The sequence below is a fragment of the Orenia marismortui DSM 5156 genome, from assembly GCF_000379025.1.
Taxonomy (GTDB): Bacteria; Bacillota; Halanaerobiia; order Halobacteroidales; family Halobacteroidaceae; genus Orenia; species Orenia marismortui.
This window is the reverse complement of the sequence record NZ_KB900617.1, coordinates 190597-216444: the sequence shown is the minus strand read 5'-3', so window position 1 is coordinate 216444 and position 25848 is coordinate 190597. Positions and strand designations below refer to the sequence as shown.

At 28.9% G+C, this 25848-nt stretch carries 27 protein-coding genes; 22 read left to right on the top strand and 5 right to left on the bottom strand.

The window, feature by feature from the left end; all coding sequences use genetic code 11:
• The first annotated feature begins 67 nt into the window (after nt 1–67).
• Nucleotides 68–967: a ribose ABC transporter substrate-binding protein RbsB gene (rbsB, locus tag OREMA_RS0100950; protein WP_018247409.1), complete on the top strand. Its 900-nt coding sequence runs from the start codon at nt 68–70 to the stop codon at nt 965–967.
• A gap of 100 nt (nt 968–1067) precedes the next feature.
• On the opposite strand, the gene OREMA_RS0100945 is transcribed toward rbsB, so the two are convergent.
• Nucleotides 1068–1754: an outer membrane beta-barrel protein gene (locus OREMA_RS0100945; protein WP_018247408.1), complete on the bottom strand. Its 687-nt coding sequence runs from the start codon at nt 1752–1754 to the stop codon at nt 1068–1070.
• A gap of 417 nt (nt 1755–2171) precedes the next feature.
• Between OREMA_RS0100945 and OREMA_RS18100 the strand changes: the two genes are divergently transcribed.
• The 7 genes from OREMA_RS18100 to OREMA_RS0100910 all read left to right on the top strand — a co-directional run bounded on the left by OREMA_RS18100 (nt 2172) and on the right by OREMA_RS0100910 (nt 8343).
• The gene (locus OREMA_RS18100) at nt 2172–2447 is read left to right on the top strand and encodes a late competence development ComFB family protein (protein ID WP_018247407.1); all 276 of its coding nucleotides are present in this window, start codon (nt 2172–2174) and stop codon (nt 2445–2447) included.
• 134 nt (nt 2448–2581) lie between these two features.
• Complete coding sequence (locus tag OREMA_RS0100935) at nt 2582–3292, top strand: YetF domain-containing protein (RefSeq protein ID WP_018247406.1); 711 nt, start codon at nt 2582–2584, stop codon at nt 3290–3292.
• A gap of 15 nt (nt 3293–3307) precedes the next feature.
• Complete coding sequence (locus OREMA_RS0100930; RefSeq protein ID WP_322785786.1) at nt 3308–4111, top strand: inositol monophosphatase family protein; 804 nt, start codon at nt 3308–3310, stop codon at nt 4109–4111.
• Between the two features lie 120 nt (nt 4112–4231).
• Nucleotides 4232–4924: a response regulator transcription factor gene (locus OREMA_RS0100925; protein WP_018247404.1), complete on the top strand. Its 693-nt coding sequence runs from the start codon at nt 4232–4234 to the stop codon at nt 4922–4924.
• A complete protein-coding gene (locus OREMA_RS0100920) occupies nt 4902–6341 on the top strand; it encodes a sensor histidine kinase (protein ID WP_018247403.1) in 1440 nt (479 codons plus the stop codon). Before OREMA_RS0100925 ends, OREMA_RS0100920 begins: the two co-directional genes overlap by 23 nt.
• Before the next feature lie 104 nt (nt 6342–6445).
• Entirely contained in the window at nt 6446–7564 is a 1119-nt protein-coding gene (locus tag OREMA_RS0100915; RefSeq protein WP_018247402.1) for a S1C family serine protease, read from the top strand.
• A 107-nt stretch (nt 7565–7671) separates the two neighbouring features.
• Nucleotides 7672–8343: a glycosyltransferase family 2 protein gene (locus tag OREMA_RS0100910; protein WP_018247401.1), complete on the top strand. Its 672-nt coding sequence runs from the start codon at nt 7672–7674 to the stop codon at nt 8341–8343.
• Between the two features lie 35 nt (nt 8344–8378).
• Here the strand turns inward: OREMA_RS0100910 and murB are convergent, their stop codons facing one another.
• The gene (gene murB, locus OREMA_RS0100905) at nt 8379–9296 is read right to left on the bottom strand and encodes a UDP-N-acetylmuramate dehydrogenase (protein ID WP_018247400.1); all 918 of its coding nucleotides are present in this window, start codon (nt 9294–9296) and stop codon (nt 8379–8381) included.
• Between the two features lie 701 nt (nt 9297–9997).
• Here murB and OREMA_RS0100900 point away from each other — a divergent pair.
• The 8 genes from OREMA_RS0100900 (at nt 9998) to pgsA (ending at nt 15490) form a co-directional block, all read left to right on the top strand.
• A complete protein-coding gene (locus tag OREMA_RS0100900) occupies nt 9998–10885 on the top strand; it encodes a cation diffusion facilitator family transporter (RefSeq protein WP_018247399.1) in 888 nt (295 codons plus the stop codon).
• Nucleotides 10886–10964: 79 nt separating this feature from the next.
• Nucleotides 10965–12512, top strand: coding sequence for a PKD domain-containing protein (locus OREMA_RS0100895; protein WP_018247398.1), 1548 nt, complete (start codon nt 10965–10967; stop codon nt 12510–12512).
• A 49-nt stretch (nt 12513–12561) separates the two neighbouring features.
• On the top strand, nt 12562–12780 hold the full coding sequence (locus tag OREMA_RS0100890; RefSeq protein WP_018247397.1) for a cytochrome c oxidase subunit II: 219 nt from the start codon (nt 12562–12564) through the stop codon (nt 12778–12780).
• 1 nt (nt 12781) lies between these two features.
• A complete protein-coding gene (gene recU, locus OREMA_RS0100885; protein WP_018247396.1) occupies nt 12782–13309 on the top strand; it encodes a Holliday junction resolvase RecU in 528 nt (175 codons plus the stop codon).
• A 162-nt stretch (nt 13310–13471) separates the two neighbouring features.
• Nucleotides 13472–13834 carry a response regulator gene (locus OREMA_RS0100880; protein ID WP_018247395.1) on the top strand — a complete coding sequence of 121 codons (363 nt, stop codon included), beginning with the start codon at nt 13472–13474 and terminating at the stop codon, nt 13832–13834.
• Between the two features lie 399 nt (nt 13835–14233).
• Nucleotides 14234–14521: an acylphosphatase gene (locus OREMA_RS0100875; protein WP_018247394.1), complete on the top strand. Its 288-nt coding sequence runs from the start codon at nt 14234–14236 to the stop codon at nt 14519–14521.
• 18 nt (nt 14522–14539) lie between these two features.
• On the top strand, nt 14540–14857 hold the full coding sequence (locus OREMA_RS0100870) for a hypothetical protein (RefSeq protein ID WP_018247393.1): 318 nt from the start codon (nt 14540–14542) through the stop codon (nt 14855–14857).
• A gap of 105 nt (nt 14858–14962) precedes the next feature.
• Nucleotides 14963–15490 (top strand): CDP-diacylglycerol--glycerol-3-phosphate 3-phosphatidyltransferase, encoded by a 528-nt coding sequence (gene pgsA, locus OREMA_RS0100865; protein WP_018247392.1) that lies wholly within the window; start codon nt 14963–14965, stop codon nt 15488–15490.
• Nucleotides 15491–15564: 74 nt separating this feature from the next.
• Here pgsA and OREMA_RS16925 read toward each other — a convergent pair whose 3' ends face one another.
• Nucleotides 15565–16023, bottom strand: coding sequence for a cell wall hydrolase (locus tag OREMA_RS16925; protein ID WP_018247391.1), 459 nt, complete (start codon nt 16021–16023; stop codon nt 15565–15567).
• A gap of 222 nt (nt 16024–16245) precedes the next feature.
• Between OREMA_RS16925 and OREMA_RS0100855 the strand changes: the two genes are divergently transcribed.
• The 6 genes from OREMA_RS0100855 (at nt 16246) to OREMA_RS0100830 (ending at nt 22073) form a co-directional block, all read left to right on the top strand.
• Entirely contained in the window at nt 16246–16629 is a 384-nt protein-coding gene (locus tag OREMA_RS0100855; RefSeq protein ID WP_018247390.1) for a CoA-binding protein, read from the top strand.
• Between the two features lie 102 nt (nt 16630–16731).
• Complete coding sequence (locus tag OREMA_RS0100850) at nt 16732–17073, top strand: Hsp20/alpha crystallin family protein (protein ID WP_018247389.1); 342 nt, start codon at nt 16732–16734, stop codon at nt 17071–17073.
• 153 nt (nt 17074–17226) lie between these two features.
• Complete coding sequence (locus OREMA_RS18095) at nt 17227–19605, top strand: RecQ family ATP-dependent DNA helicase (protein WP_018247388.1); 2379 nt, start codon at nt 17227–17229, stop codon at nt 19603–19605.
• A 271-nt stretch (nt 19606–19876) separates the two neighbouring features.
• Nucleotides 19877–20149 carry a YqhV family protein gene (locus OREMA_RS0100840; RefSeq protein WP_018247387.1) on the top strand — a complete coding sequence of 91 codons (273 nt, stop codon included), beginning with the start codon at nt 19877–19879 and terminating at the stop codon, nt 20147–20149.
• A 117-nt stretch (nt 20150–20266) separates the two neighbouring features.
• Nucleotides 20267–21106 carry a phosphosulfolactate synthase gene (gene comA, locus OREMA_RS0100835; protein ID WP_018247386.1) on the top strand — a complete coding sequence of 280 codons (840 nt, stop codon included), beginning with the start codon at nt 20267–20269 and terminating at the stop codon, nt 21104–21106.
• Nucleotides 21107–21368: 262 nt separating this feature from the next.
• Complete coding sequence (locus OREMA_RS0100830; protein ID WP_018247385.1) at nt 21369–22073, top strand: 2-phosphosulfolactate phosphatase; 705 nt, start codon at nt 21369–21371, stop codon at nt 22071–22073.
• A gap of 268 nt (nt 22074–22341) precedes the next feature.
• Here OREMA_RS0100830 and OREMA_RS0100825 read toward each other — a convergent pair whose 3' ends face one another.
• Both OREMA_RS0100825 and OREMA_RS0100820 read right to left on the bottom strand, forming a co-directional pair.
• A complete protein-coding gene (locus tag OREMA_RS0100825) occupies nt 22342–25227 on the bottom strand; it encodes a C25 family cysteine peptidase (protein WP_276324727.1) in 2886 nt (961 codons plus the stop codon).
• Between the two features lie 36 nt (nt 25228–25263).
• A complete protein-coding gene (locus OREMA_RS0100820) occupies nt 25264–25473 on the bottom strand; it encodes a hypothetical protein (protein WP_018247383.1) in 210 nt (69 codons plus the stop codon).
• Between the last annotated feature and the right edge of the window lie 375 nt (nt 25474–25848).

The window sequence follows — 25848 nt, the reverse complement described above, 5'->3', positions numbered from 1 at the left end:
GTTCAATTTGATTTTACAATGAAGCATAAAAATATAATTACAAAATATTTCAAGGGGGTTATAATTAATGTTTAAGAAATTAGTAACATTAGGATTAGTACTTTTGATGGCTATGGGATTGTTTGGGTGTGCTAAGAATGGAGCTAAAGATGATGGTAAGTTAAAAATAGGCTTTGCAGTCTCTACTCAGAATAACCCTTTCTTTGTGGATATGAAAAAAGGATTAGAAGCTAAAGCAGAAGAATTAGATTTTGATGTATTAACTGTAGATGCTCAAGATGATGCAGCTAAACAATTAAGTAGTATTGAAGATTTAATTATGAAAGGTATTGATGTATTGGTAGTTAACCCAGTAGATGGTGACGCAGTAGTAACTGCAATTGAATCAGCTAATAATAGTAATATTCCAGTCATTACAGTTGATAGAGGTGCTAATGGTGGTGAGATTACTGCTCATATTGCTTCTGATAATGTAGCAGGAGGAGAAATGGCAGCTGACTTTATAGCTGAAAAGATTAATAAAGCAGGAAAAGTAGTAGAGTTAGAAGGTATTGCAGGAACATCTGCTGCCCGGGATAGAGGAAAAGGATTTAATCAAGGAATTGATAAATATAACAATATAGAAGTTGTAGCTAGTCAGCCTGCTGATTTTAATAGGGCTAAGGGTATGACAGTTATGGAAAATATCTTACAATCACAAAGAGATATTGATGCAGTATTTGCTCATAATGATTCAATGGCTTTAGGTGCTATGGAAGCAATTGAAGCTACAGGAAGAGATATTATCATAGTAGGATTTGATGCTATTGATGATGCAGTACAAGCTGTTAAAGATGGCAAGATAGATGCCACTGTTGCTCAGCAACCAAGCTTAATTGGAGAGATGGCAGTAGAGACAGCTCAGAAAATTGCTGATCAAAAAGAAGTAGAAGACTTTATTAAAGTTCCGTTAAAATTAGTTAAATAATAAGCATATATACTAAAAGTATCTACCTCTGAAGGTAGATACTTTTTTAGTAAATGAGTTATATAGTTAGAAAGCCTGGATTGCAAATGTTTTTGTGAGCCTAAAAATTGCTTTCTAATCCTAGGAATATCCCAGATTGATTATGATTGAAATTTTCTTTTAGTTTTAAATTATTTGGATCTACATAACCTGAATTAATATTATCTAGATATCGAGTAAAATTATACCCTAGTCTTGCTGTTAGGTTTTCGGCAAGTTTTGATTTTAGTCCTATTTTTGCTTCATACTTTTTAATACTATCTGAAATTTCATCGACGGTTTCGTTATTTTCTATTTTTCCTTCTAACTTAGCTTTTGGAATATAATTTATTTTTCCAAATAGAGATAATCTATCATCTAAGTCTACTTCAGCATTTCCGGCTAAAATTAATCCATGTTCCCGAGAAGAAACATTCATATCTGGAAAGTAATTAGAAGATAAATTTGCTGAACCATAACTATATCCTAAACCTAATTGAGCAGATAATTTTTCACTATTAAATATATTATTCATTATGGATAGATTTAACTTATTAATTCGGAGTCCTATACTATATTGATCGATTCTGCTAAAAGTATAGTCTCCTAAAAAAGACCAATGATCTTTTATCATAAACTCTCCACCCAAGGATTTGTAAGATGTATCAGACTCTAAAATTTCAAAGGATATAGAATTTTCTGCAAAACTTGTTGTTGCTATAGTTGTGATAAATACTAGTGCGACTAATGCTACGATTAATTTCTTCATTTGATACTCCTTTCTAATTTGTTCTCAACTTATTAACTTCTAAAAATAATTAGCAAATCCTCTTGTTAATTATCAGCATCTATGTATTCTTTATTAATAAATAAATATATTTAAATAAGATGACATATTATTCTTAGATTAAAGTAGTTTAAGTTTTGCAATATGGAGTAGTAATATAGGAATCTTTATAGTTATCCAACTTTAGAATGAAATCTAAATATGTATCTATAGGATAATAAAGTTACACTTCAGTAACTAGTAACTTGTTCTGTCGCTTTATACTTAAAGTAGATTTTTTATTTTTGAGTAAAGGGCTTTGAATAATAATCTAGAAATATTAATAATGAAATGATATTAATTTAAATGAGATCTAAATAATATAAACAAGTAATAATTGATGAGAGGGAGGATTTAAAATTGGCAAGTAAAAATTTAGTAGAAGCAGAAGTCAAAAGTATGGTTAAAGAGTTGTTAAGTGAAAGAGAAGACTTATGTGACTGTGAACAATGTCAAAATGATATTATAGCATTAGCTCTTAATAATCTGAGACCACGGTATGCAGGTAGTGAGAATGGTAGTGTTGTAATTGATAGTGTAGATATTTCTAGTACACAAACTAAGATGGATGTTTATCGAGTGGTTATTAATGCGGCTAAAGCAGTAAGTGAAAGACCACATCATAATAGAGAATAGAATTATGAAGCTAATATAAATCAAAGCAGGTGATAGTTAACTATCACCTGCTTTGATTTATATATAAGTAAAATAATAGGAAATAGAAATTAAGCAAATAATAATTAAAAAGAAATGAATAAGGTGAGTTTTTAATGTCAGAATATTTGGAAGCTATTTGGAGATCAGTAGTTGTCTTTCTTTTATTAGCAGTATTAACCAGATTGATTGGTCGTAAATTATTATCACAAATTACTTTTTTTGAATTTGTAACTGGAGTGACAATAGGTACAGTAGCTGGTGCTTATATTGTAAATGCAATTAGAGGTATTTGGGTTCTATTAGCACCAGTTGTATTAGCTATATCTACTATTGGGCTTAGTTATCTAACAATTAAGAGTTTAAGAATTAGAAAATTAATCGAAGGGGAACCGGTAGTGATAATTCAGAATGGAAAGATACTAGAAAAGAATATGCTAAAGGCTAGATATAACTTAGACCATTTAGAAATGCAATTAAGGGACAAAGGAGTTTTTAATTTAAATGAAGTAGAATTTGCTATTTTAGAATCTACCGGTAAGTTAAGTGTTTTAAAGAAGACCCCCTTTGTTCCTGTAACACCGACTGATCTGAATTTGGAGACAAGTTACAAGGGAATAGCTACAGAGATCATTAAAGATGGTGAAGTATTAGAGCAGAATTTAAAGCAGAATAACTTAGATTTTAAGTGGCTATATAATGAACTTAGAAAATCTGGAATAAATGATATTTCTAAAGTTATGTTAGCAAGCTTAAATACTGATGGTTTCTTGTATATAGATTTAAAAGATTCTTCCCCTGTTTATAATCAGAAAGTAGAAGATTAATTTCAAATTTGATTAATAGATCTCAAGTTTCTGAAAGGAGGAAGTGAAATTATAGATAGAGAAGAGGTATTAAAGAAAGTAAAAAAATGGGTGCGAGAAGTAGGAGAATTACAACTAGAAAAATTGAATGATAATCTAAAGGTTAGAACAAAGTCAAATAAGAATGATTTAGTTACAGAAGTAGATGAACTATCAGAAGAAATATTGATGGATTATATAAATCAGGAATATCCTGATCATTCAATTTTATCTGAAGAGAGTGGTGTTAAAGAGAGAGACTCAAAGTATAAATGGATCATAGACCCTTTAGATGGAACAACTAATTATGCTCATGGTTTTTCCTTATTTGCTATATCTGTAGCTTTAAAACATAAAGGTGATACTATTGTAGGAGTAGTTTATTTGCCAAGTTTAAAAAAATTATATTATGCTCTTAAAGGAGAAGGGGCTTTTGTAGGGCAGAAAAGATTAGAGGTATCCACAACTAAGCACTTAGATGAATCCTTATTGATTACTGATCTTTCTTATTATAGAGATAAAGATCCAGATGAAAATATTAATTATTTCAATAAAATAATTAAAGAGGTAAGAGGGGTGCGTAAAACTGGTAGTGCGGCATTAGATCTATGTTGTATAGCAGAAGGAAGTTTAGATTGTTTTTGGGAATTAGAGTTAAAACCTTGGGATATAGCAGCAGGATCTTTAATTATTGAAGAGGCTGGAGGAAGAGTTATTACTTTTTCTAAAGAAGCTAAGCTTACCATAATAGCAGCTAATAAGATATTATCTACCACATTAATGGAAAAAATAAAAAAATAAGAAGAGGCTCCTAATAGGAGCCTCTTCTTATTTTTGCTAATGGAGATGAATACTTTTATTGCATCTAGGGTAGCGTCTTGTATATAATAAAAATGAAAGAATAGATATGGGAGGTAGATTATGGAACTTAAGATTTTAGTAGTAGATGATGATAAAAATCTATGTAGACTAATGGAGGTCTACTTAAAAAAGGAGAAATATAAAGTAATCGTAGTAAATAATGGTCAAGAAGCAATAGATAAATTCCATGAAGAAAATCCACATTTGATTATATTGGATATTATGTTACCTAAGATGAATGGGTGGGAAGTTTGCCAAGAGATTAGAAAACAGTCAAATATCCCTATATTAATGTTAACTGCTAAAGGTGAAAAAGATGATAAATTAAAAGGTTTAGGAATAGGTGCAGATGATTATGTAACTAAGCCTTTTGACCCAGATGAATTAGTAGCTAGAGTTAAAGCAATTTTAAGAAGAGCAGGAAATATAAAAAGGGATGGAGAAAATCTGGTTTTTCCTAACCTCAAGATAAATAATAAAAAACATCAAGTAATTTTAAAAGGTCAAGAGTTAGAATTAGCGCCCAAAGAGTATGATTTGCTTTATTTTTTATCAAAGCATGAGAAGCAGGTATTTAGTAGAGAACATTTATTAGATAGAGTATGGGGGTTTGATTTTATAGGTGATATTAGAACAGTAGATACACATATTAAAAGGTTAAGAAAGAAGATTGATGAGCAGTTAGATAAGTATAAATATTTTCATACAGTTTGGGGAGTGGGATACAAATTTGAAATTATTAAAGAGGATTAATACAATATCAGGTAAATTAATGATACTATTTACTATTATTATTTTATTTACACTATTTATTTTGGGAGGGTTATTATCATATTTAGTTAAAGGTTATTATTATGATAGTACAGAGAAAAAATTTATTGATCAGGGTAATAAGATATCTAAATTAGTACAGAAATCTCTTTATGAAGGAAATTATGATGAAACCATCTCATTTTTAAGGAATTCACAACGTTTTTTTGAAGGTAATGTCTGGATTGTAGATTCTAAAGGTTTAATTTTAGCAACTACTCAACAGAAAGAATTACAAGGAGTTAGATTGAATAAAGAGGAGGTAAAACAGGTTTTTCAGGGTAAGATAGTTAAAAAGCGAGGCTTTTCTAATTACTTTGATGAGCCTGTACTATTTGTGGCAGTACCAATTATATTTTCAAAGAAAGTTATTGGAGCTGTATTTGTTTATTCTCCTTTAGCTGGTATTACATCCACCTTAAGTGATCTAAAAGATTTAATCCAATATGCAGCTTTTATTGCTATTATATTGACTTTGCTTTTAAGCTTTACCCTATCTAAAAGTTTTTCTAAGCCATTAAAAAAGATGCAGAAGATATCTTTGAATATGGCTCATGGTGACTTTGATGAGAGAGTAAAAATAAATTCTAATGATGAGGTGGGGCAATTAGCTTCATCCTTTAATTACTTAGCAGATAAACTACAAGAGACCATTGCTTCCCTGCAAAATAAAGAGGAGTTACAGCGTAGGTTTGTAGCAGATGTTTCCCATGAATTAAGAACACCTTTAACTTCAATACAAGGCTTTGTTAAGGCTTTAAGAGATGGAGTGTATGATAGCAAAGCTGATAAGGAAGAATATTATCAGATTGTATTAACAGAGGTAAAAAGGTTAATTAGACTGGTTAATGATTTATTAAATTTATCTCAAATTGAATTAGGCCAAATTAAAATGGATATAAAAAGATTGGATTTAAAAGCTGTTATAAGGCGTTCTATTAGAAACTTATTACCTAGAATCAAAGAAAAAGATCTAAAGATAAGAATTGATTTATCTAAAGATTTACCCTTAGTATTGGCAGATAGAGATAGAGTGGAACAAGTATTGATTAATTTAGTAAGTAATGCAATTGACTTTACCCCTAAAGGTGAAGAGATAAAAATTTCTTCGGAGTTAAAAGATGATAGAGTTTTAGTGATGATTGAGGATAATGGTCCAGGAATTCCTAAAGGTGAAATAGATGATATTTGGAATAGGTTTCATAAAGTTGATAAGGCCCGGACTAGAGATAGAGGTGGAACAGGGCTTGGATTATCTATTGTTAGAGAGATAATTCGTCAACACCAGGGAGAAGTTTGGGTAGAAAGTAAGATAGGCGAAGGGTCAATATTTGGTTTTAGCCTTTTAGCTGATGATTAAAAATTAAACTCTAAAATTTATTGTATTCGTCATATTTTCGTCAAGAATACTTCTTATAATAATTGTAATAGTAATAAATATGAAAATAGGAGGTATCTTAAATTATGAAAAATTTAAGAAGATCTATATTAATTACTAGTTGTTTACTACTAATTGTCATTTTATTAGGTACTACTTTATTTAATAATTCAGCTAATGCTTTTTGGAATAATGATAAAGAAGAAATTCAGCAAGATAAGGATGTTAGAAATAAAATTATTATTCCACAAGAAGAAGCTGTTAAAAGGGCAGTTAAAAAAGTTGGACCTGCGGTGGTTAGTATTATGACCCGGGATGTTGAAATTGTTCGAGATTTCTTTTATAATCCAGTTCCTCAAGAAAGAAAGGGGCTTGGTTCAGGGGTTATTATAGATAAAGAAGGTTATATTTTGACTAATCATCATGTTATTGATAATGCCGATAAGATAAAAGTATTGTTATCAGATGGACGCAAATTTAAAGCTAAATTAATTGGGTCAGATCCAAGAAATGATTTGGCAGTAATTAAGATTGAAGGTAAGGACTTACCAGTAGCTAAATTGGGTGATTCAGATAAGTTAGAGGTAGGTCAGTTGACTATTGCTATTGGTAGTCCCTATGGTATCGAGTTTAGTAATACTGTTACTACAGGAGTTGTAAGTGCTTTAGGTAGAGAGATTAGAACTGGTAAGAGAGGTCATATTTTAGAGAATTTGATTCAAACTGATGCCTCTATTAATCCAGGGAACAGTGGTGGACCATTATTAGATAGCCAAGGGAGAGTAATTGGTATTAATACTGCTATTATTGGAGATGCTCAGGGAATTGGTTTTTCAATTCCAGTTAATAAAGCTAAAGATATAATTGGTGACTTAATTGAATATGGTAGAGTTAAAAGGCCTTGGTTGGGAATTTATGGTAGCAAATTAACAAAAGAGATTATTAATTATTATAATCTGCCAGTAGAACATGGTGTATTAATTGCTAGAGTTATTATGGATAGTCCAGCCGATAAAGCAGGATTATCTAATAATAATATTATTATTGAAGCTGATCATCAAAAGATAAAAGATATGAGTGATTTGCAAGAGATAATTAATAAAAAAGGTATTAATTCAAAATTGAAATTATTAATTATGGATAACGAAGGCAATTTAAAACCAATTACAGTTAAATTAGAAGAAATGAAGACAGAAAATAATTAAAATAAGTATTTGATCTTTTTGAAGGTCAATATTGGCTGTCATCCTTTTCAATTATTAATAAGGGTGGCAGTTTAATATATTACTTAAAAAGGAGTGATGTCTTTTTAATGAATAAAAAAATTTCACTAATCATACCGGCTTATAATGAAGTAGAAACAATTGGTCAAGTAATAAAAACAGCTAAAAAAAGTGATATTTTTAATGAAATAGTAGTAGTTAGTGATGGTTCTACAGATGGTACAGTTCAAAAAGCATTAAATTATAATGTTAAAACTATTGCTTTACCAAGTAATATAGGTAAGGGTGCTGCGATGTCTGTAGGTATAGATAATACTACTTCGGAGATAATAGTATTTTTAGATGGAGATTTAGTCAACTTAGAAGTCAATCATATTAAAGAGTTAGTCAAACCTATTTTGTTAGATGACTTTGATATGAGTTGTGGTGTCTTTATTGAAGGTAGAGATTCTACAGATTTTGCTCAAAAAATAACGCCTTGGTTAACAGGTCAGAGAGCTTTAAAAAGAGATGTATTGGATTGTTGTGCTGATTTAAAGTCATCTAAATTTGGTGCAGAATTGTTTTTGACTAAGATTGCTATAGAGAAGTCTTTAAAGGTGAAGAAGGTTATTTTAAAAGGACTAACTCATAGAACAAAAGAGGAGAAAAGAGGCTTAATTAAAGGTTTTATTTCTAGAATGAAGATGTATTGGCAAGTCTTTGACTATTTTAGAAGGAATAATTTAAATTATAACCATATAAATACAGTAATGAAATAAAGAAGGTGGATTATTTGAATAATCCACCTTCTTTATTAATGTTTATGAAATTCGCCGATAAATTTAGGTTCTACTTCTAATTTTATATTATTTTTCTTATATATCTTCTCTTGGACTAAATTAATTAAATTTTTTACATCTTCAGCTGAGGCATTGCCTAAATTAACAATAAAGCCAGCATGTTTCTTAGATACTTGAGCATCACCAACTCTAGTTCCTTTTAATCCTGCTTCATCAATTAATGCACTAGCGTAGTGATTTTCAGGACGTTTAAAGATGCTACCTGCACTAGGCATTTCCATAGGTTGTTTAGTCCATCTTTTATCAGTTAAATCATTTATAATATCTTTAATTTCTTCTTTATTACCAAACTTTAAATTAATCTTTGCTTTAACAGCTATTAAATTTTCTTCTTGTAAGATACTATGTCTATAAGAGAGTTTTAACTCTTCTTTAGAAAGTACTACTATTTCTCCATTATGGTTGACACAGGTTACTTCACTAATAACATCTTTAATCATTCCACCATAAGCACCTGCATTCATATAGATTGCTCCACCTAAACTCCCAGGGATACCACTAGCAAATTCTAAACCTGTTAATCCAGCTTCAAAAGCTTTTTCGGATACGTCAGATAATAGAATTCCTGTTTCTGAGATGATAGTAGTTTCTTCTACTTCTATTTTATTTAGCTTTTCTGTATTAATCACTAACCCTCTAAAGCCTTTATCACCTACTATAACATTACTACCTTTTCCTAAAATAAACATTTCTAAATCATAATCTTTAGTTTTTCTTAGTACTTTTTGTAAATTTTCGATATTATGGGGTGTTATAAAAATATCAGCAGGTCCACCAATTTTAAAGGTGGTATGTTTTTTGAGTGGTTCATTAAATTGTATATCTAAGCCTTTAATCTCTTCTAAACTGGCTTTTAAGTTTTGATTTAGCATTTTATAAGAATAAGCCTCCTTTATATTTATTATTTAAATTATAGTCATTTAACTCTAGAATAAACTTTAAATATGTCTTTAAGGGAAGATGAAACGACACTTTCGGAGTTAGGCGTTAGGGAATGGGAGGTAGGAAGACCTTACTACTCCCTATAACCTAACTCCTACCACCTAAAAAGGTCACAATATATACATAAAATATTATTATATCTATTTTATCATATTTCTTCTTGGCAACCAAATATGATAAAGTTAATTCATTATCTATATTTATATTATCTCAGCAAGTTAATAAAGCTATGTACTTAATAAAGTATAATATCTCTAGAGTGGTTAGTTTAAATACTTAGATATTTTATCTGCTCCTTATTATTTTTTATCTCTTCAAAAAGGATTGTTGTGATAAATCTACTGTTATCTAAAAATGTATTTCTAATAGCAATAATCTAGAGACAATAGTTCTTAGTGCTAATCAAAAATATATTATCTTAAATTTCTAATTGATCTTATTAAGGAGGTTAGTCATGAGGGATTTAATTCCATAAAACTGTAAACCTGCTTTTTTACTAAAATATTGATAAAGAATAGTAATTGTGATATCTTAAATATAAAGTTAAAAATTACTTTTCTATAGATTGTAAATAGTTAGTACTTTAATAAATTATAAGTATTATTATATAGTAAATAAATGAGGTGAAGTGATGGAATATGGTAATAGGTATGATATAAGTAAAAAGGTCAGCTTTATTGGTTTGTTTTTGAATGTTATTTTATCAGTTATAAAAGTTATAGTTGGATTTCTTTTTAAAAGTAAAGCTTTAGTAGCTGATGGTTTTCATTCTATATCTGATGTGGCTTCTACGGCAATAGTACTATTTAGTATTAAGATATCCCAGCAACCACCTGATGAAGAACATCCATATGGTCATGGCAAAGCAGAATCAATTGGGACTAAATTGTTAGGTATAATTCTAATTATGACAGGTTTTGCTTTGGCTAAAAGTACAGTAAATAATATAATTTCTGCTAAGATTGATATTCCAGGTCAACAAGTTTTGTGGGTGGCTATAATCTCTATAGTTGTAAAAGAATTATTATATCAATATACAGTCAGGATAGGGAAAAAGATAGAAAGCAAAGCGTTGATTGCTGATGCTCATCATCATAGATCTGATGCTATTTCTTCGATTGCAGCCTTAATTGGTGCTGCTGGTGCAAGGATGGGATATCCTATTTTGGATCCTATAGCAGGGTTAATAGTTGCTATTTTTATTATTAAAGTTGGATTTGAAATACTCTTAGATGCGATAGATGAATTAATGGATGCTGTTCCTAGTCAAGGGAAAATGCAAAGGATAAAAAAACAAGTTTCTGATTTAGAAAACGTAATCAAAGTCGGTGATATTAAATTAAGGGCTTATGGACCAAGATTATTTGTTGATCTAGCAGTAGTAGTTCCTGATGATTTAACAGTTGTAGAAGGGCATCAAGTTAGTGTTAAAGTGCAAGATGAGATAAAAAAAGTACACCCGAGTGTAAAAGAGGTATTAGTACATATTGATCCAGAAAGCGTTTCTGAAGATAAATAAGTAAATTTAAAGGAAAATTAAAAAGAATATAGAATAAATAAGAAAGTAGAATATATTAATAAGGGCAGGTATTATTTTGATGAACAGAAGTAATCAAAAGTTACTTATAATTTTATTAGTTTTAATATTTATCTTAGGATGTAGAGATCCTTTGGTTGTAGGTGATTTTATAGTTGATTCAGAATTTTATCATCAAAGGGGTTATCTTATAGGCAATAGTAGAGTGAAATTTAAGATTAAATTAGCCCAAAATTTTAGTCAGAATATAAGATATCAATGGACTACAAATGGAGGCCAATTTTTATCACAAGATGGGAATGAGGCTGTCTATTATTCTCCACAAACTCCAGGAGACTACAATATTAATGTAGTTATAAGTGATAAGTTAGGAAACCAAAGCACTTATAATTTTCCGTTTTCTGTAAAAGGGGCTTATCCTGAGAGGGTTGTATTGAAGGAAATAACCACTAAATCTGTAGAGTCAGGAATTAAGATAGAGTGGTCAAAATATTTGGAGAATGATTTTTATGCATATAAGATATTCAGAAGTAAGAATACATATATAGATGATAAGCCTCAGGTTATTGCTGAAATTGATTCACAAGGACAACATTCTTATATAGATTATGAAGTTGATCCATCTCAAGTATATACTTATCAAATCATGGTAATTAATAGGTATGGATATTTTTCTTTGAGCAATGAAAAGGTTCTAAAGACTTGGCAAGCTGGTGTAAAGGAGATTGAGACTAGGAATTTACTTTCGGATATTCTTACTGATCCTATTAGACCAAAGGTTTATGTTAGTGATATGAGCAATAATAAATTATTAGTTTTAGATAGCAATAAGGAGAAAATCATTAAAGAAATTAAATTATCAATAAGTCCTAAGAAGATGTTTTTAAGTAAAGATAATAATTTTCTTTTCTTAATATCTTCCAAAAGTAAGAATTTACTACAAGTTAATTTAAATAATTATACCAAAAAAAGTCACTTTTTTAATAATCAAATCAAAGATATAACAATTAGTGATAACTATATTTATTTAAATACTGAAGGTGCTTATAATTTAATTAAGTTTAATATTCTAACTGGAAAAGTTGAAGGGAAATTTAAGCTTAGAAGAAGAGAAGAATTAGTTAATGGTGAAGATATAAAAGCTATTGGGGATGAGTATTTAGTGGTTGATGAAATTTTTGGTGATGTTTTATTATATGAATTAAATGATTTTGATCAGCCAATTAAAAATTTAGCAATTGATTCTATTCAGAGTATTGTAGGACTAAAAGTTAACGATAACTATTATCTATACAATATAAATGAATATCTTGATTATGTAAAAGAGTTCGTTCTCAAAGCAAATCTTGATTTAAAGTTAAAAAATACCTTTGTAACTCAGGCATACCCAAAAGATTTCTATATAGATGAGATAGAAAAACTATTATTTATAATTTCTGATAATAAAACTATTTCTATTTTTTCTACCGAAGATTATAATTTAAAGAATAATATTAAATTTAAAAATTATTTACATCACATAGCTGTAGATAATAAGAAAAAGAAGATATATTTAATAACATCATCGATTAAATCAACAGAAAATAACATAGTTGTAGTTAATTATTAACAAGCTAAGTAAAAGTGACAGCTTTTTTATAGTAATAAGAGGAGGAGTAATGAAACTAGAGTTGTTTGAATTAGGAGTTTTAATAGTATGTATATTAATTATTTTATTTGTTTTTTATAGAAAGAAAGGGCGCAATAAGTCTTTTGCTAATTTTATATTTTCTAAATTATTAAAGTTGTGGGGCAAGATCATCAATTTTCTTATTATATTAGCTATTGTTTGGTTTAGCTTGAAGATAGGTAGTCTGTTATTAAGGAGGATATTATAAAGTGTATTATGGTGGTCGAGGACAACTATTAGAACAAATGATTGAAGAATCTAATAAACAATATTCTTTGCAACAAATAGCGGTAATTCAAAAGATACCAACTCCAGTTAAGGTGTTGAATGTTAATAACAGGACTGGAAGAATTACTAATGGGTTCTATGATAAGAAATCAACTGTAGATTATATTGGTGTTTTTCAAGGAGTTTCCATTGCTTTTGATGCTAAGGAAACTAGTGTAAATACACGCTTTGACTTGAGTAATGTCAAAGAACATCAGTATTATTATCTAAAAAATTGGTCAGAAAGTGGAGGTATTTCTTTTTTGATCATTCAGTTTACTAATTTAGATGAGAGTTATTATTTGCCTTTTGAAATATTGGATGAATTTTGGACGAATATGTTATCGGGAGGTAGGAAAAGTATTCCCTATGATATGATTGCTAAGGATAGATATAAGATAAGAAGTAGAGGGTTAATTTTTTTAGATTATTTGAGTATTGTAGATGATGTTTTGAATGAAGAAAGTTAATTAAAGTTTGATTATAGTTAATTAATTTCCTAGCTTAATCTTGATTTTTCTTTCTTAATATAATAAAATATATATGTCTATAAAGAAGTAAGTAGGTAAAGATACTAACAATTAAAAAAATAATTTAGTATTTTGCATAAATAATTTTAGGAGGGGTAGAGAATGGCAAAAAGAATTTTAATTACTGATGATGCTAATTTCATGAGAACAATGCTAGCTAAGATAGTTGAAGAAAATGGATACGAAGTAGTAGGGACTGCTGAAAATGGAGAGGTAGCAATTCAAAAATATAAAGAGTTAAAACCAGATCTAGTAACTATGGATATTACAATGCCTGGTATGGACGGAATTGAAGCTACTAAAGGTATTATCGAAGTTGACCCTAATGCTAAAATTGTTGTATGTAGTGCTATGGGGCAAAAGCCTATGGTATTAGAGGCTATTGAAGCGGGAGCTAAAGACTTTATAGTAAAGCCTATTAAACCAGAAAAAGTTAAAGAAACATTAAATAAATTATTAGGATAAATTATTATTGTTACAGCTTATGTTATAAATTTTAATTTAGATAAATACTTAATTTAAATACTAGTTATTTTAACTCAAAATTAAAAACCAGTTGGTCTATTAATAGACCAACTGGTTTTTAATTATTTAATCGTAGTAGTTGTTGAAATTAGGTTTTGATGTATAAATTTGAATAAAAAAATCAATGATAATTATGTAGAAGAAGTATTTTTGGATTAATTATCAAAACAAATCAATAATTATATCAAATTTTTTTATCAATATAAAGGGAAAGATGTTTTTTTAGAGAAATGTATAATAGAAGGTGAAATTATTTTATTATATAGTTAGTGTTATATTGTAGAAGTATCTAAGTATGTAAAATTGGTTATGATCATTTAAAATAATAGGAGGAATTTGATGTCTAATAAAGATCTTAAAGCAATAAAAGCTGCTGTGAAGGGTAGGATTCAGGGAGTTGGTTATAGAGCAAATACTCATAAAAGAGCTACTCAGTTGGGAATTACAGGTTATATTAGAAATACTGCAGGTAATAAAGTTGAGTTAGTAGCAGAGGGAAAAGAAGATGATTTAAAAGAATTAATTGAATTTTTAAAGGTTGGTCCTTCTGGTGCTGAAATTGAAAAATTTGAATCTGAGTGGATTGAGGCTACAGGAGATCATATTAGATTTGCAATTAAGTATTAATCTTTGAGGTGAAATAAGATGGGGCTATTATCTAAGCTAAAGGAGATATTCAATTTAAATAATAATAGAGTGAATAGTAATAATATAATTGAAATAGCTATAGGGTGTAATAAATGTGAGGAAGAGATAAATTCAGTCTTTAGAAAAAACTATGATTTACAAATTAATTATGGAGATGAGGACTGGAAATATTTAATTAATAAACAATTAGTATGTCCTGGTTGTTATCAAAGTATTAAATTAAGGATAGAATATGATAATAATCTAAATCAAATCAATAGCAGGTTGATAGGAGGAAAGTTTTTATCTGAAGAAGATAAACATAGAAGTAATTAGTTATTCTTTTAAATCAATTTTAAAAAGCAGATAACTTAGTTATTTTATTAATCTCTTTAAAATATATTTTATAAAGAATGGAAAAAGTTTGTGGGAGGATAAAAAATGAACACTGCTAATGTCTTAACTTTAAGTCGAATTATACTTCTACCCATTTTTATGGTCTTCTTTTTTAGTAATAGTAGTAATGGTCTTATAATTGCTGGTATAATATTTGTTGTGTCAGCTTTGACTGACTTATTAGATGGTTATATAGCCAGGAAGTATAATCAGGTTTCACAATTGGGTAGATTATTAGACCCATTAGCAGATAAATTAACTATGATATCGGTATTTATATCCTTAGCTATTAAGGATTTAATCCCTTTAGAGATTATTTTGATTATCTTAATTAGGGAGACTATCATATTATTTGGTTCATTTTTAGTTTATTTTAATAAAGCAGATATTATAAGTCCTAGTAAATTTGGCAAGACTGCGACATTTTTATTATATATAACTGCAGCTGCTTATATTCTCAATCTTTCTTTTGGCAAATATATTATATTTATTGCAATTCCATTAACTGTTATCTCTGGTGTTCATTATTGTATTGAAGCCTTTGTATTCTTCTTAAAGGAACAGGATATATAAAGTAAAAGTTGGAAGTAGCTACTTCCAACTTTTACTTTATATATTTTAATTAATTTGTCCATAATAAGTGTATATTATTTTGCAAAGATATGCTTTCCTATTTGAGCTACAACTGGCCTATTATAGATCCAGTTAGAGGTGGTTTTGATTGGATTATAATAGAACAGAGCATCATTTGTAGGATCATTACCTTGTAATGCTAAAATAGCTGCTTGATAAGATTGATGATCTGGTTCTAGATTAAATTGGCCATCATTAACTGCTGTAAAAGCTAAAGGTTCTTGAATAACTTCTAAGATTTCATTTGGGAATTTATTGCTGTTAACTCGATTAATAATAACAGCTCCTACAGCTACTTTTCCAATAAAAGGTTCCCCTCTTGCTTCAGCATGAATTATTTTAGCTAATAAATAGAGGTCTTCTGCTTTATTAAAGTAAATATTATTTTCTTCGTCTTGTTGATTTTTTGCAAATACAGGATTTATGAATATGAATAAAATTAAAAAAAAGATAATTGATAATTTTAACTTCATATTTTCTCACCTTTTTAGAAAATTATTTTATTATTAATTATTATAAGTTTTATGAAGGCTAAGTATACTAATAATAAATGAAAGATTATAATAAAAATAGATCTTTTTAGATTTATAACCATTACAAGAATTGTAATTATTGCTATATCAAACTTGTTATAAATTGCTTAATCTATTAATTAGCCTTACTTATTTTTGATAGAGAAAAGAGGAGGAAGATGGATGAATAATATGATATCAGCTTTAAATCAAAAGATATATGCAGTAGTTGGAGCTTCAGAAAATAAGGATAAGTTTGGTTATAAGGTTTTCAAATTTTTAAAAGATCGTGGATTAGAGACTTATCCTATCAATCCAAAAATTGAAATGTTAGATGGAGTAAAATGCTATAGTAAATTAGAAGAAGTTGATAAAGCAATTGATGTAGTTGTAACTGTTGTTCCCCCAAAGATTGCTAAACAAGTAGTAGAGCAAAGTGCTAAATTAGGCATAAAGTATGTGTGGATGCAACCAGGATCTAACTTTGAAACAGCAGAAGAATATTGTGATGAATTAGGAATAAATGCAATAGTAGATGAGTGTATTATGGTAGAAATGAAAAAATAAAATTTACTTACTATCAGATTAGAAAGGATCTTCTAGATTTAATTAAATATAACTGTATAGATTATTATATAAAGGAAAGAATATAGATAAGGAGGAAGTTAAATGGAAGCAAATTCTTGGTATCCTTTTAGTGAAATTAATACCTTAAGAGATCAGATTAATAAATTTACTGATGAAAGTCTAATTGAGTATAGTAAGATGGCAGATCCTTCAGTTAATATTTATGAAGAAGAAGATAAAATAAATATTAAGGTGAGTATGCCACAAAGCAATCTAGAAGATACTGAAGTTTTAATTAGTGAAGAGAGTATTTTAATTCAATCAAGAGATAGAACTAATGTAATAAAAAGTCTTTCTTTACCCATTAAAGTTAAAGCTCAAGAGGCTGATACTGAAATAGAAGAAGGTATTATTAAAATTGTTGTTCCCAAAATAGATAAGTAGACTATTACAATTAAAGATAAATTAGCTTAATTAAGTCGAGTATTTATTATACTTGACTTTTTATTTTTATTAAATTTTTAGTAAATTGAATACTATCAACTTAGATGATATAATTTATTTAGTTTATAAATATCTTAAAAAAGGGGAATAACAATGGTCTTACCTGATGTTCTTTATCGAAATTTAAAAAAATATTTTGGTTATAAGAATCTACGACCTAGGCAAAAAGAAGTCCTAGAGAATTTATTTGCTGGGAATGATATTTTGGCTATTTTACCTACAGGGAGTGGGAAATCACTTTGCTATCAGCTACCTGCAACATATCTATCAGGTTTAGTTATTGTAGTTTCTCCTTTAATAGCTTTGATGAAAGATCAAGTAGATAGTTTAAATAAGCGAAAGATCAAAGCAACCTATATTAACAGCTCACTAACTTTGCTAGAACAGAGAAATAGGCTAAATAAAATATTGCAAGGTTACTATGATATCATTTATGTCGCTCCTGAGCGTTTTGAATCTGATAATTTTGTAAAGACAATTACTAAAGTTAAGGTAGACTTATTTGCAATAGATGAGGCTCATTGTATTTCAGAGTGGGGGCATGATTTTCGACCGAGTTATATGAAGCTAGGGGTAATAAGACAGAAATTAGATAACCCTAGATTAATAGCATTAACAGCCACAGCTACGCCTGAGGTCAGGGAAGATATTATTAATGGATTAGAATTAAGAGACTTCAAACTATTAGTAAAAGGATTTGATAGGAGAAACCTATATTTAGAAGTAAAAGATGTTAAGAATGAAGCAGATAAAAAGAAAGAGTTGCTAGAGATGGTTACGAGGTCTTCTTTACCAGTTGTTATTTATGTAGGGACTAGAAATAGAGTAGAAGAGATAGTAATGTTATTGAAAGATAAATTTTCAGTCATAGGTTACCATGGTGGTATGAATGCCAAAGCTAGAAAACGGGCTCAAGAATTGTTTATGAAAGGTAAAAGAGAGGTTGTAGTTGCTACTAATGCTTTTGGTATGGGAGTAGATAAATCTAATATTAGGCTAGTTATTCATTATGAACTACCAGGTACCTTAGAAGCTTATTATCAAGAAGCAGGACGAGCGGGAAGAGATGGTTATGCTAGTAAATGTATTTTGTTATATCATCAAGATGATATTGATTTGAGACAGTTTTTTATTGAGAGTGATTATCCAGAAAGAAGAGTGGTAGAATCGGTTTACAGTTATTGTTTAAGGGAGAATAAAGATGAAATTCTAGTTAATTTAGATCATATGTATATGAATTTAAATATGATCTCTAGTAGATTATCTTTAGAGGCTTCTTTACGATTATTGAGAAGAGAAGGATATTTAAAGAGGATTAAGGGAAAAGATGGAGAGATAAGCTTTAAGATCTTAGAGCGGGTAGACCCTAAATCTTTAGATATTGATTATTATAAACTTTATAAGCTAAAAGAGAATAAATATAATAAATTAATAGAATTAAAAGGTTATATTGAAACTAGTCAATGCCGCCATAATTATATTCTTAATTATTTTGGAGATGAAGATGGGTTAAGATATTGCCCTGGCTGTGATAATTGTAATGAATCTATGCAGAAGATGGTAATAACTAAAGAATTAGGTATAGTAGTACAAAAGATACTAAGTTGTGTGATTAAATTAGGTGGTAGATTTGGAATTACTACAGTTGTTAAGGTATTATTAGGATCAAAGTCTAAAAAAATCCTAAATAGAGGTTTAGATAAAGTATCTACTTATGCTATTATAAATGATTATACTTATGATGAGGTTATTAAAATAATAAAAGAACTAATTAACTCTGGGTATCTTATTCAAGAGAAGGGAAGATATCCTACAGTTAAGATTAGTAAGGCTGGATATAAGATATTACATCAACCATATAATTTAAATTGGGATTTAAAATTAGAAGCAAAAGAAGTAAATAATTTAACTACTAAGGCAAGAACAAAGTTGCTATCTAAATTAAAAAAATTGCGAAGTAATTTAGCTCAATTAGAATCTAAGCCTCCCTTTATGATTGCTCATGACAAGACCTTAGAAGAGCTTGTAGTTAGATTGCCACAGAATAAAGAGCAGATTTTAAGAGTAAATGGTTTTGGTCCTGTGATATATAACCGTTACGGCGAAAAATTTTTGAAAGAAATAAATGAATTTTTGAATTTATATCCTCTTTTAAAAGAGAAAAAAGGCAGTTATTTAAGTTCTACTTATAATGAGACTTTCTTATTATACCAACAAGGATTGTCTTTAGAAGAGATAGCTAAGAAAAGAGATTTAGCTGTTGGTACTATAGTAGATCATTTAATTAGGTTGATAGAAGATGGTAGAAAAGTTGATTTAGACAAGTTTATATCTCAAAATAATAAAATAAAGATAATTCAAGCTATAGAAGAGGTAGGCTATGAAAAACTAAAAACTATTAAAGAGAAATTAGATGATGATGTTAGTTATGAAGAGATTGGACTTGTAGTAGCAAAGTATAAGATAAGTTGAAATTTAATAGAAGGATGTCTAGGGTTCATTAGATATCCAACGTTTTTTTGGCTTTAGTTATTAGGAGCTAGTTTTTTCTAAAATTTATCTCTATTTCCCAGCGCCGAAATTGTCGCTTTATCAACTTTAAGTTTTACTTTAGAGTTGTTAAGCTGTAGTTATTATTTTTGTCAGATACTTAGTATCTGGCTTTTTTATTTTTTGGATTTCATATTTTCTTTTTTTCTTGAGTATACATATATTAATTAAATATATAATATGGAGGATTAAAATGTTCATTATAAAAGATAGGATTGTCCTAGGGATGTCAATGATTAGATTTATCTCTGGAATGATTGAATTTACAGCGGCATTATTAATGTTTAAATTCAATTCTAGGGAAACTGCCTTTCAAATTAATTCATTCTTGGCATTAGTGGGTCCTACTGTAATGATTTTGGTAACTAGTCTAGGTTTGATTGGATTAGCAGGAAAGTTTTCCTTATTACAAATGTCGGTTATTATTCTTGGGGTTACATTAATCTTTATAGGAATGAAATTGTAAATTATTTTATTTAGAATAGATTTTTATTTAAATAATGTTGTTTAAGAAACTTTAGATTGTTAAATCTTTAACTATCTAAAGTTAGATAATAAAAATAAAAGATAAAGGTGTGATATAATGGATAGATCATTTAAGAATGGATGGGATTTAGATATTGAATTTCCTTTAGTAGGTCGAGAAGATAAACCACGAAGAAATGGATTAACTATGGTCTTAGATAAAGGACTTGGGATCTATCAAACAGAGGATTTACTTGAAATAGCAGCAGATTATATTGATTTTTTAAAGCTAAGTTTTGGTACATCAGCTTTATATCCTAAAAAATTACTGCAAAAGAAGATAGATCTTGTTAGAGGATATGGATTAGATATTTATCCAGGTGGTACATTTTTAGAAGTAGCAATTGTTCAAGATAAGTGGGAAGAATATTTATATAAGGCTAAAGATTTAGGGTTTACTGCAATAGAAGTTTCTGATGGGACAATAGATTTAACCTCTAATTTAAGAAGTATAATTATAAAAAAAGCCAAAAATTTAGGTTTTAAAGTCTTTACTGAAATTGGAAAGAAAGATAAGGAAGAAGAATTTAAAACTCATCAAATGATTAAACAGTTAAAAAGAGATATAGCAGATGGAGCATATAAGGTGATTATTGAGGCTCGAGAATCGGGAAAAGGTGTTTCTATTTATGATGATAGTGGAGAAGCTGATGAGTTCAAACTCAAAAAATTATTATTAGAAGCGCCTCACCCAACAGATATTATCTGGGAAGCCCCTTTAAAAAAACAACAGGTTTATTTTATTAATATGTTAGGTAACAATGTTAATTTAGGTAACATTAATTCTGGAGATATTATAGCTTTAGAGTCATTAAGAACTGGGTTGCGCGGAGATACATTTAAAAGAACCTTAGATATTAAACATAATTCAGATACAATTATTGAAATGGATCTTTAATAGTTGCAAGATAATGATTAATGGTATATAGTGTTACTAAGAATTGATTTCTTATATCACGATATTTTGAAGGTAATCTTTTTGAGAAAATATTCTTGGGATGAATAGTCATTTTTAATCTTTAAATATATCTTAAGCTTTATACTTTTCTTGTAATTAATATTATCTTTGATCACAAAGTTTAGTATTGAAGCATATTACTACTAAGAATAATAAAAAATCTAATTGTAATTACAATATCAATAAGTTGGAGTGTGATTTGATGAAAATAGATGTGATTTTTTCTGCAGATAGAATTAAAGAAGGTGAAATAAAGGGTAAGACTGCAATTGTAATTGATACTTTAAGAGCAACAAGTACGATTGTAACAGCTTTAGCTAATGGGGCTAAAAAGGTTATACCAGTAGTTAATATAGAAGAGGCCAAAGATTTAGCAACTAAAGAGGATAATTGTTTATTAACAGGAGAGAGAGATGGAATTAAGGTGGAAGGATTTGATTTAGGAAATTCTCCTTTAGACTATAGCAAAGATGTAGTAGAAAATAGAAAAATTATTTTAACTACTACTAATGGAACCAAATGTTTTGTAAGATTAGGTTTAGCTCAAGAGGTTATAGTATTTTCATTATTAAATTTGAAGGCAATAATTAATTATTTGAAGGAAAAAAATGATATTGTATTTTGTTGTGCAGGAACTAGAGGGGAGTTTGCTTTAGATGATTTTATCACTGCTGGAAAAGCTATAAGTATTTTGCTGAACTATGGTGGGATAGAGTTAAGTGATAGAGCTTTGGTAGCTTACAATACCTATTTACAAAACAAGGATAATCTGGCGAGTGTAATTAAATCATCAAAGAGTGGAAAGAATCTTATTAAATTAGGAAGAGAAGTTGATATAGATTATATTTTAACTTCTGAAAAAATGGATATTGTTCCAATATACAATAAAGGCAAAATAAAAGCTTAGTATGGGATATCCCATACTAAGCTTTTATTTATTTCAATTTTTACTGGAAGGAGAATCTTTTCTAATAACAATAAAATTCTTAGATTCATAAGTTATACTTTAATTGGATATGTGTAAGTTTATTTAGATTATTTGATTTTAAAAAGCAATAATTTATCCGATATCTAAGCGACTCTAACACTGCTTTTTCAATTTTAATTACGCAATGTTGATCCTGGTACTACCGAATCGACTTGGCATAAGCTCACTTTGAAACTAAGAAGTCACTTTATTGTTTTGTTAAAACATATTGTTTTGTATCATCATAGAAGGTTACTTTATAGGTACCTGCATCATAAACGTAGATATCATCTCCATCTTGGTCGGCATATCCATCTTTATTATTATCCCCAAAGTTCAAACTCCAATCTCCGTAGATATCAAATTTAAATCTACTATTGGCTGCAAAAGTAACTGTAGTTTCCCATGTATGGTCTGCTACAAGTTCCATTGCTTGATTATCCCAAGAGTTTGGAGTACCTCTAAAGTAGACTTGATCGTAGTTACTTTGATAATTTTGGTATTCTTCTTTAGTGACTGCCATATTCTCTTCTAATATTTGGCCACCTGCTGTGATGTTAAAAGCTACATTTCCTGTATACTTATAACCTTCTTTTACTAAATCTAAAATAGCTTCATAATTTCCTACTGGTAAATCATTTATTATTGTTCTAGCTATAGCGTTAGAATTATTTCCTATGATATATTCTCCATAATATACTCCATCTTTCTTTAACTTTATTTTAGAGTATAGTATTTCTTCAAGAGATCCTGTATTAATTGTATATGATATTGTAGCTGAACTTTTAATTTGATTTTTGCTTAAGGTATATTGTTTTGTATTGTCATTGAAAGTTACCTTATAAGTTCCTGCATCATAAACGTAGATATCTGATCCATTTTCATCTCCATAGCCATCATTATCATTATCTCCGAAATTTAAACTCCAATCTCCATAAATATCAAATTTAAATCTACTATTATCAGTAAAAGTAACCGTTGTTTCCCAAGTATAATCGTCTACAAGTTTCATTGCAGTTGTATCCCAGGAATTTGGTGTACCTCTAAAATAGACTTGATCATAATTTGATTTAGTACTTGAGTTTGAAGCGAAGTTTATTGTTCCTTTATATGGTCGCTTACCATAACCTGTAACTGTAACATTTATTATTCCTTCCGTAGATGGGTTTATATTAAAAGTAGCACTACCATCAGAACTCAGCTTGCTTTGGTGAATTCCTAATTTTTCGCTATATAATGTTACTTTAAGATTATCCTCACCTGTAGTAACTGTAACTGTAGAATCTGTAGTAGTAGTAGGATGGCTTATAGTTAATTTTTCTGGGTTGTGTAATTGAATATATGCTTCAGGATCTCCAAATAGATGGAATAATTGATAGACATATTTTGCTGAATTGCTACCACCATATACTTGATAAACATAATTTTTACCGAAGTTTATAATTTGACCAAGCTTCTTAGAATTTCCTTCTTGAGCAAAGTTAGGTTCTGGTAATGAGTTATACCAGTCTGGATTTGTAGAGGTATTTATAAAGTCTCTATAACTTGGCAAAAAGGCTGAGTAAATTCCATGAGTAAACCAATCATTAGGTCCAGAAAAACTAACATCGGTAGCAGCAATAGCTGCATAGGCCCCACCATTATTATGATTTAACCAGGCATCAACAAAGTTATTTGAATAGAAATAACTACCAGTTAGACAGTTGAATGATAATAATAATGGTCTATTACTTCCATTTTCTAGATTTTTAACATCATAAGAAGTATAGCGTGGGTCTCCCCAAAGAGTTCTTCCACCATGATCTCGATGCTGTACTATAGCTACACCTTGATTTATATTTTGATTAATTTTATATCTTGCATCAGAGTTAGAAGAGAAAGTATTATAGATGCGTGAACCAAGTGTTGCATCTTCATCATTAGAATTTTTCCATAGTATCCCCCATGATGAATAATTATTAAATGTACCAGTAGAAGTTATATTATTTGGATTAACAATAGCCCTGCTAACTGTATAATCAAAACCATCTAAGTCATTTTCAAAATATGTGGCAATTGCATCAGCGGTTTCGCAGAATAAACGATCTGCCTTATTATTGTGATCGCGATCTTGTATTTGACCAGCTACAAGAATCTTATCATACATCGGACTTTTAGGTGGATTTTTTTCCATTTCTAATACTTTACTAAGCATAGATGTTAATTCTTCGTTAGTAGATGCAGGCAATCTTCCAATAAATAAATCAGGTATATAGTCTGTATCTGTACGACAAGATAGATATAAGTCAGTATAGCCACCGTTTAAAGTACTAAAGCTTTTGGCTGCTACTCCATTTTCCTCATCTTCATCACCAATAAGTAAGAGATATTCAGGATACTCTTGATCTGATAAACCTCTTAAATAAGAGAGAACTTCCTCATGGGTTGGTGCACCTGTAATAGCTGCAGGTACTTGAGATGTTTTGATTACTCTTACATTATTACCTGTTTCTTTCTTCCAAGTGATAAATTGATTTAAAGTATTATTTTCTGCAAACTGATCATCCATTAAAATTAAATATTTGCTTAAATTATTATTGTTTTGAAGAGTATCAATTGAATCTTGGAAATTATTAAATCCATTAATCATTGAACTCATTGATTGATCATATTCTAGACTTTTTAATTCATCTTTTGAGTCAGAAGATGAATTACTATCAAGGTTTTCTTTTAATGTTATCTTTAATTCAAGGCTTGGATTAACAACTAATAGTTTCTTGGCAGTATTTACTCTAATTGGAGCAATATCTACAACTAAAACCTTATGATTTCTCATCCAAACAATTGATGTATTAAAGATATTACTTTTAGGGAAAAATTTATCACTATTATAAGTGACTTCATCTTTAGTAAAGGGAGGATTACTATAGTTACCGACTTCATCTGAAGGGAAGGGTTGAGTAGGGAAGATATTTATATTATTAAAAGTTTTTTCAGTTTTATTAACTATACTAACTTCTGGGGTTGTGTTATCTGGGATTTTAAACATTAATTGCTGGATAGGGATTGCTGGTTTACCTGCTTCTGTTTGAGTTTCCCAACTGGGAATATTGATTAGAGAAAATTCTTCATTTTCTACTTCTTTTAAAGTTTAAAAAAAGCCTGATAATTTAATATTAATAGTGTAGTTAGTATTTGCTTGATTATCTGGATCTTTTATTAATTTACTTTCGATTTGAGGATTTTTAGAAGTACTATCATTGGTTTTATCTAGAGATACCCACTCAGAAGATGCAAAAACATTAATTGAAAAGAATGTTACTAACAACAAGATAATTAAATAAATATGTAATTTTTTCATTATTAACTCCTCCTTATAAAATACTTATCTACTTATGGTTTTAAAAGCTAGTGCCAATTCCTCCAACAAAATAACCAAAAATATCAAATATCCTCCTTTCTATGGAAATTAAAGGTAAAATATAACTTTGATTCCATTATAAGGTATTAGGCAAAAGCTTGTCAATAGCTTTCGTGATAAAAATCACATTATCTAATTTTCTATTCTTAAAAAAATTGGTGAATAGATTAATATTAGTAATTCAACAATGAAATTTATTATTAAAAATAATTTAAGCTTTTAATCAAGGGTAGGTGAAATTTAATTAGATTACTAAAGTAGATATTAATCTAATATATATTTTTAATGACAAAAGCTTAGTCTTGAATTTTCAAG

Excerpts from the sequence above, each read along its gene's own strand:
- rbsB (WP_018247409.1), top strand. The coding sequence starts at position 68 with ATGTTTAAGAAATTAGTAACATTAGGATTAGTACTTTTGATGGCTATG.
- OREMA_RS0100945 (WP_018247408.1), bottom strand. The coding sequence starts at position 1,754 with ATGAAGAAATTAATCGTAGCATTAGTCGCACTAGTATTTATCACAACT.
- OREMA_RS0100935 (WP_018247406.1), top strand. The coding sequence starts at position 2,582 with ATGTCAGAATATTTGGAAGCTATTTGGAGATCAGTAGTTGTCTTTCTT.
- OREMA_RS0100925 (WP_018247404.1), top strand. The coding sequence starts at position 4,232 with ATGGAACTTAAGATTTTAGTAGTAGATGATGATAAAAATCTATGTAGA.
- OREMA_RS0100915 (WP_018247402.1), top strand. The coding sequence starts at position 6,446 with ATGAAAAATTTAAGAAGATCTATATTAATTACTAGTTGTTTACTACTA.
- OREMA_RS0100910 (WP_018247401.1), top strand. The coding sequence starts at position 7,672 with ATGAATAAAAAAATTTCACTAATCATACCGGCTTATAATGAAGTAGAA.
- murB (WP_018247400.1), bottom strand. The coding sequence starts at position 9,296 with ATGCTAAATCAAAACTTAAAAGCCAGTTTAGAAGAGATTAAAGGCTTA.
- OREMA_RS0100900 (WP_018247399.1), top strand. The coding sequence starts at position 9,998 with ATGGAATATGGTAATAGGTATGATATAAGTAAAAAGGTCAGCTTTATT.
- OREMA_RS0100895 (WP_018247398.1), top strand. The coding sequence starts at position 10,965 with ATGAACAGAAGTAATCAAAAGTTACTTATAATTTTATTAGTTTTAATA.
- OREMA_RS0100890 (WP_018247397.1), top strand. The coding sequence starts at position 12,562 with ATGAAACTAGAGTTGTTTGAATTAGGAGTTTTAATAGTATGTATATTA.
- OREMA_RS0100880 (WP_018247395.1), top strand. The coding sequence starts at position 13,472 with ATGGCAAAAAGAATTTTAATTACTGATGATGCTAATTTCATGAGAACA.
- OREMA_RS0100875 (WP_018247394.1), top strand. The coding sequence starts at position 14,234 with ATGTCTAATAAAGATCTTAAAGCAATAAAAGCTGCTGTGAAGGGTAGG.
- OREMA_RS0100870 (WP_018247393.1), top strand. The coding sequence starts at position 14,540 with ATGGGGCTATTATCTAAGCTAAAGGAGATATTCAATTTAAATAATAAT.
- pgsA (WP_018247392.1), top strand. The coding sequence starts at position 14,963 with ATGAACACTGCTAATGTCTTAACTTTAAGTCGAATTATACTTCTACCC.
- OREMA_RS16925 (WP_018247391.1), bottom strand. The coding sequence starts at position 16,023 with ATGAAGTTAAAATTATCAATTATCTTTTTTTTAATTTTATTCATATTC.
- OREMA_RS0100855 (WP_018247390.1), top strand. The coding sequence starts at position 16,246 with ATGAATAATATGATATCAGCTTTAAATCAAAAGATATATGCAGTAGTT.
- OREMA_RS0100850 (WP_018247389.1), top strand. The coding sequence starts at position 16,732 with ATGGAAGCAAATTCTTGGTATCCTTTTAGTGAAATTAATACCTTAAGA.
- OREMA_RS18095 (WP_018247388.1), top strand. The coding sequence starts at position 17,227 with ATGGTCTTACCTGATGTTCTTTATCGAAATTTAAAAAAATATTTTGGT.
- OREMA_RS0100840 (WP_018247387.1), top strand. The coding sequence starts at position 19,877 with ATGTTCATTATAAAAGATAGGATTGTCCTAGGGATGTCAATGATTAGA.
- comA (WP_018247386.1), top strand. The coding sequence starts at position 20,267 with ATGGATAGATCATTTAAGAATGGATGGGATTTAGATATTGAATTTCCT.
- OREMA_RS0100830 (WP_018247385.1), top strand. The coding sequence starts at position 21,369 with ATGAAAATAGATGTGATTTTTTCTGCAGATAGAATTAAAGAAGGTGAA.
- OREMA_RS0100820 (WP_018247383.1), bottom strand. The coding sequence starts at position 25,473 with ATGAAAAAATTACATATTTATTTAATTATCTTGTTGTTAGTAACATTC.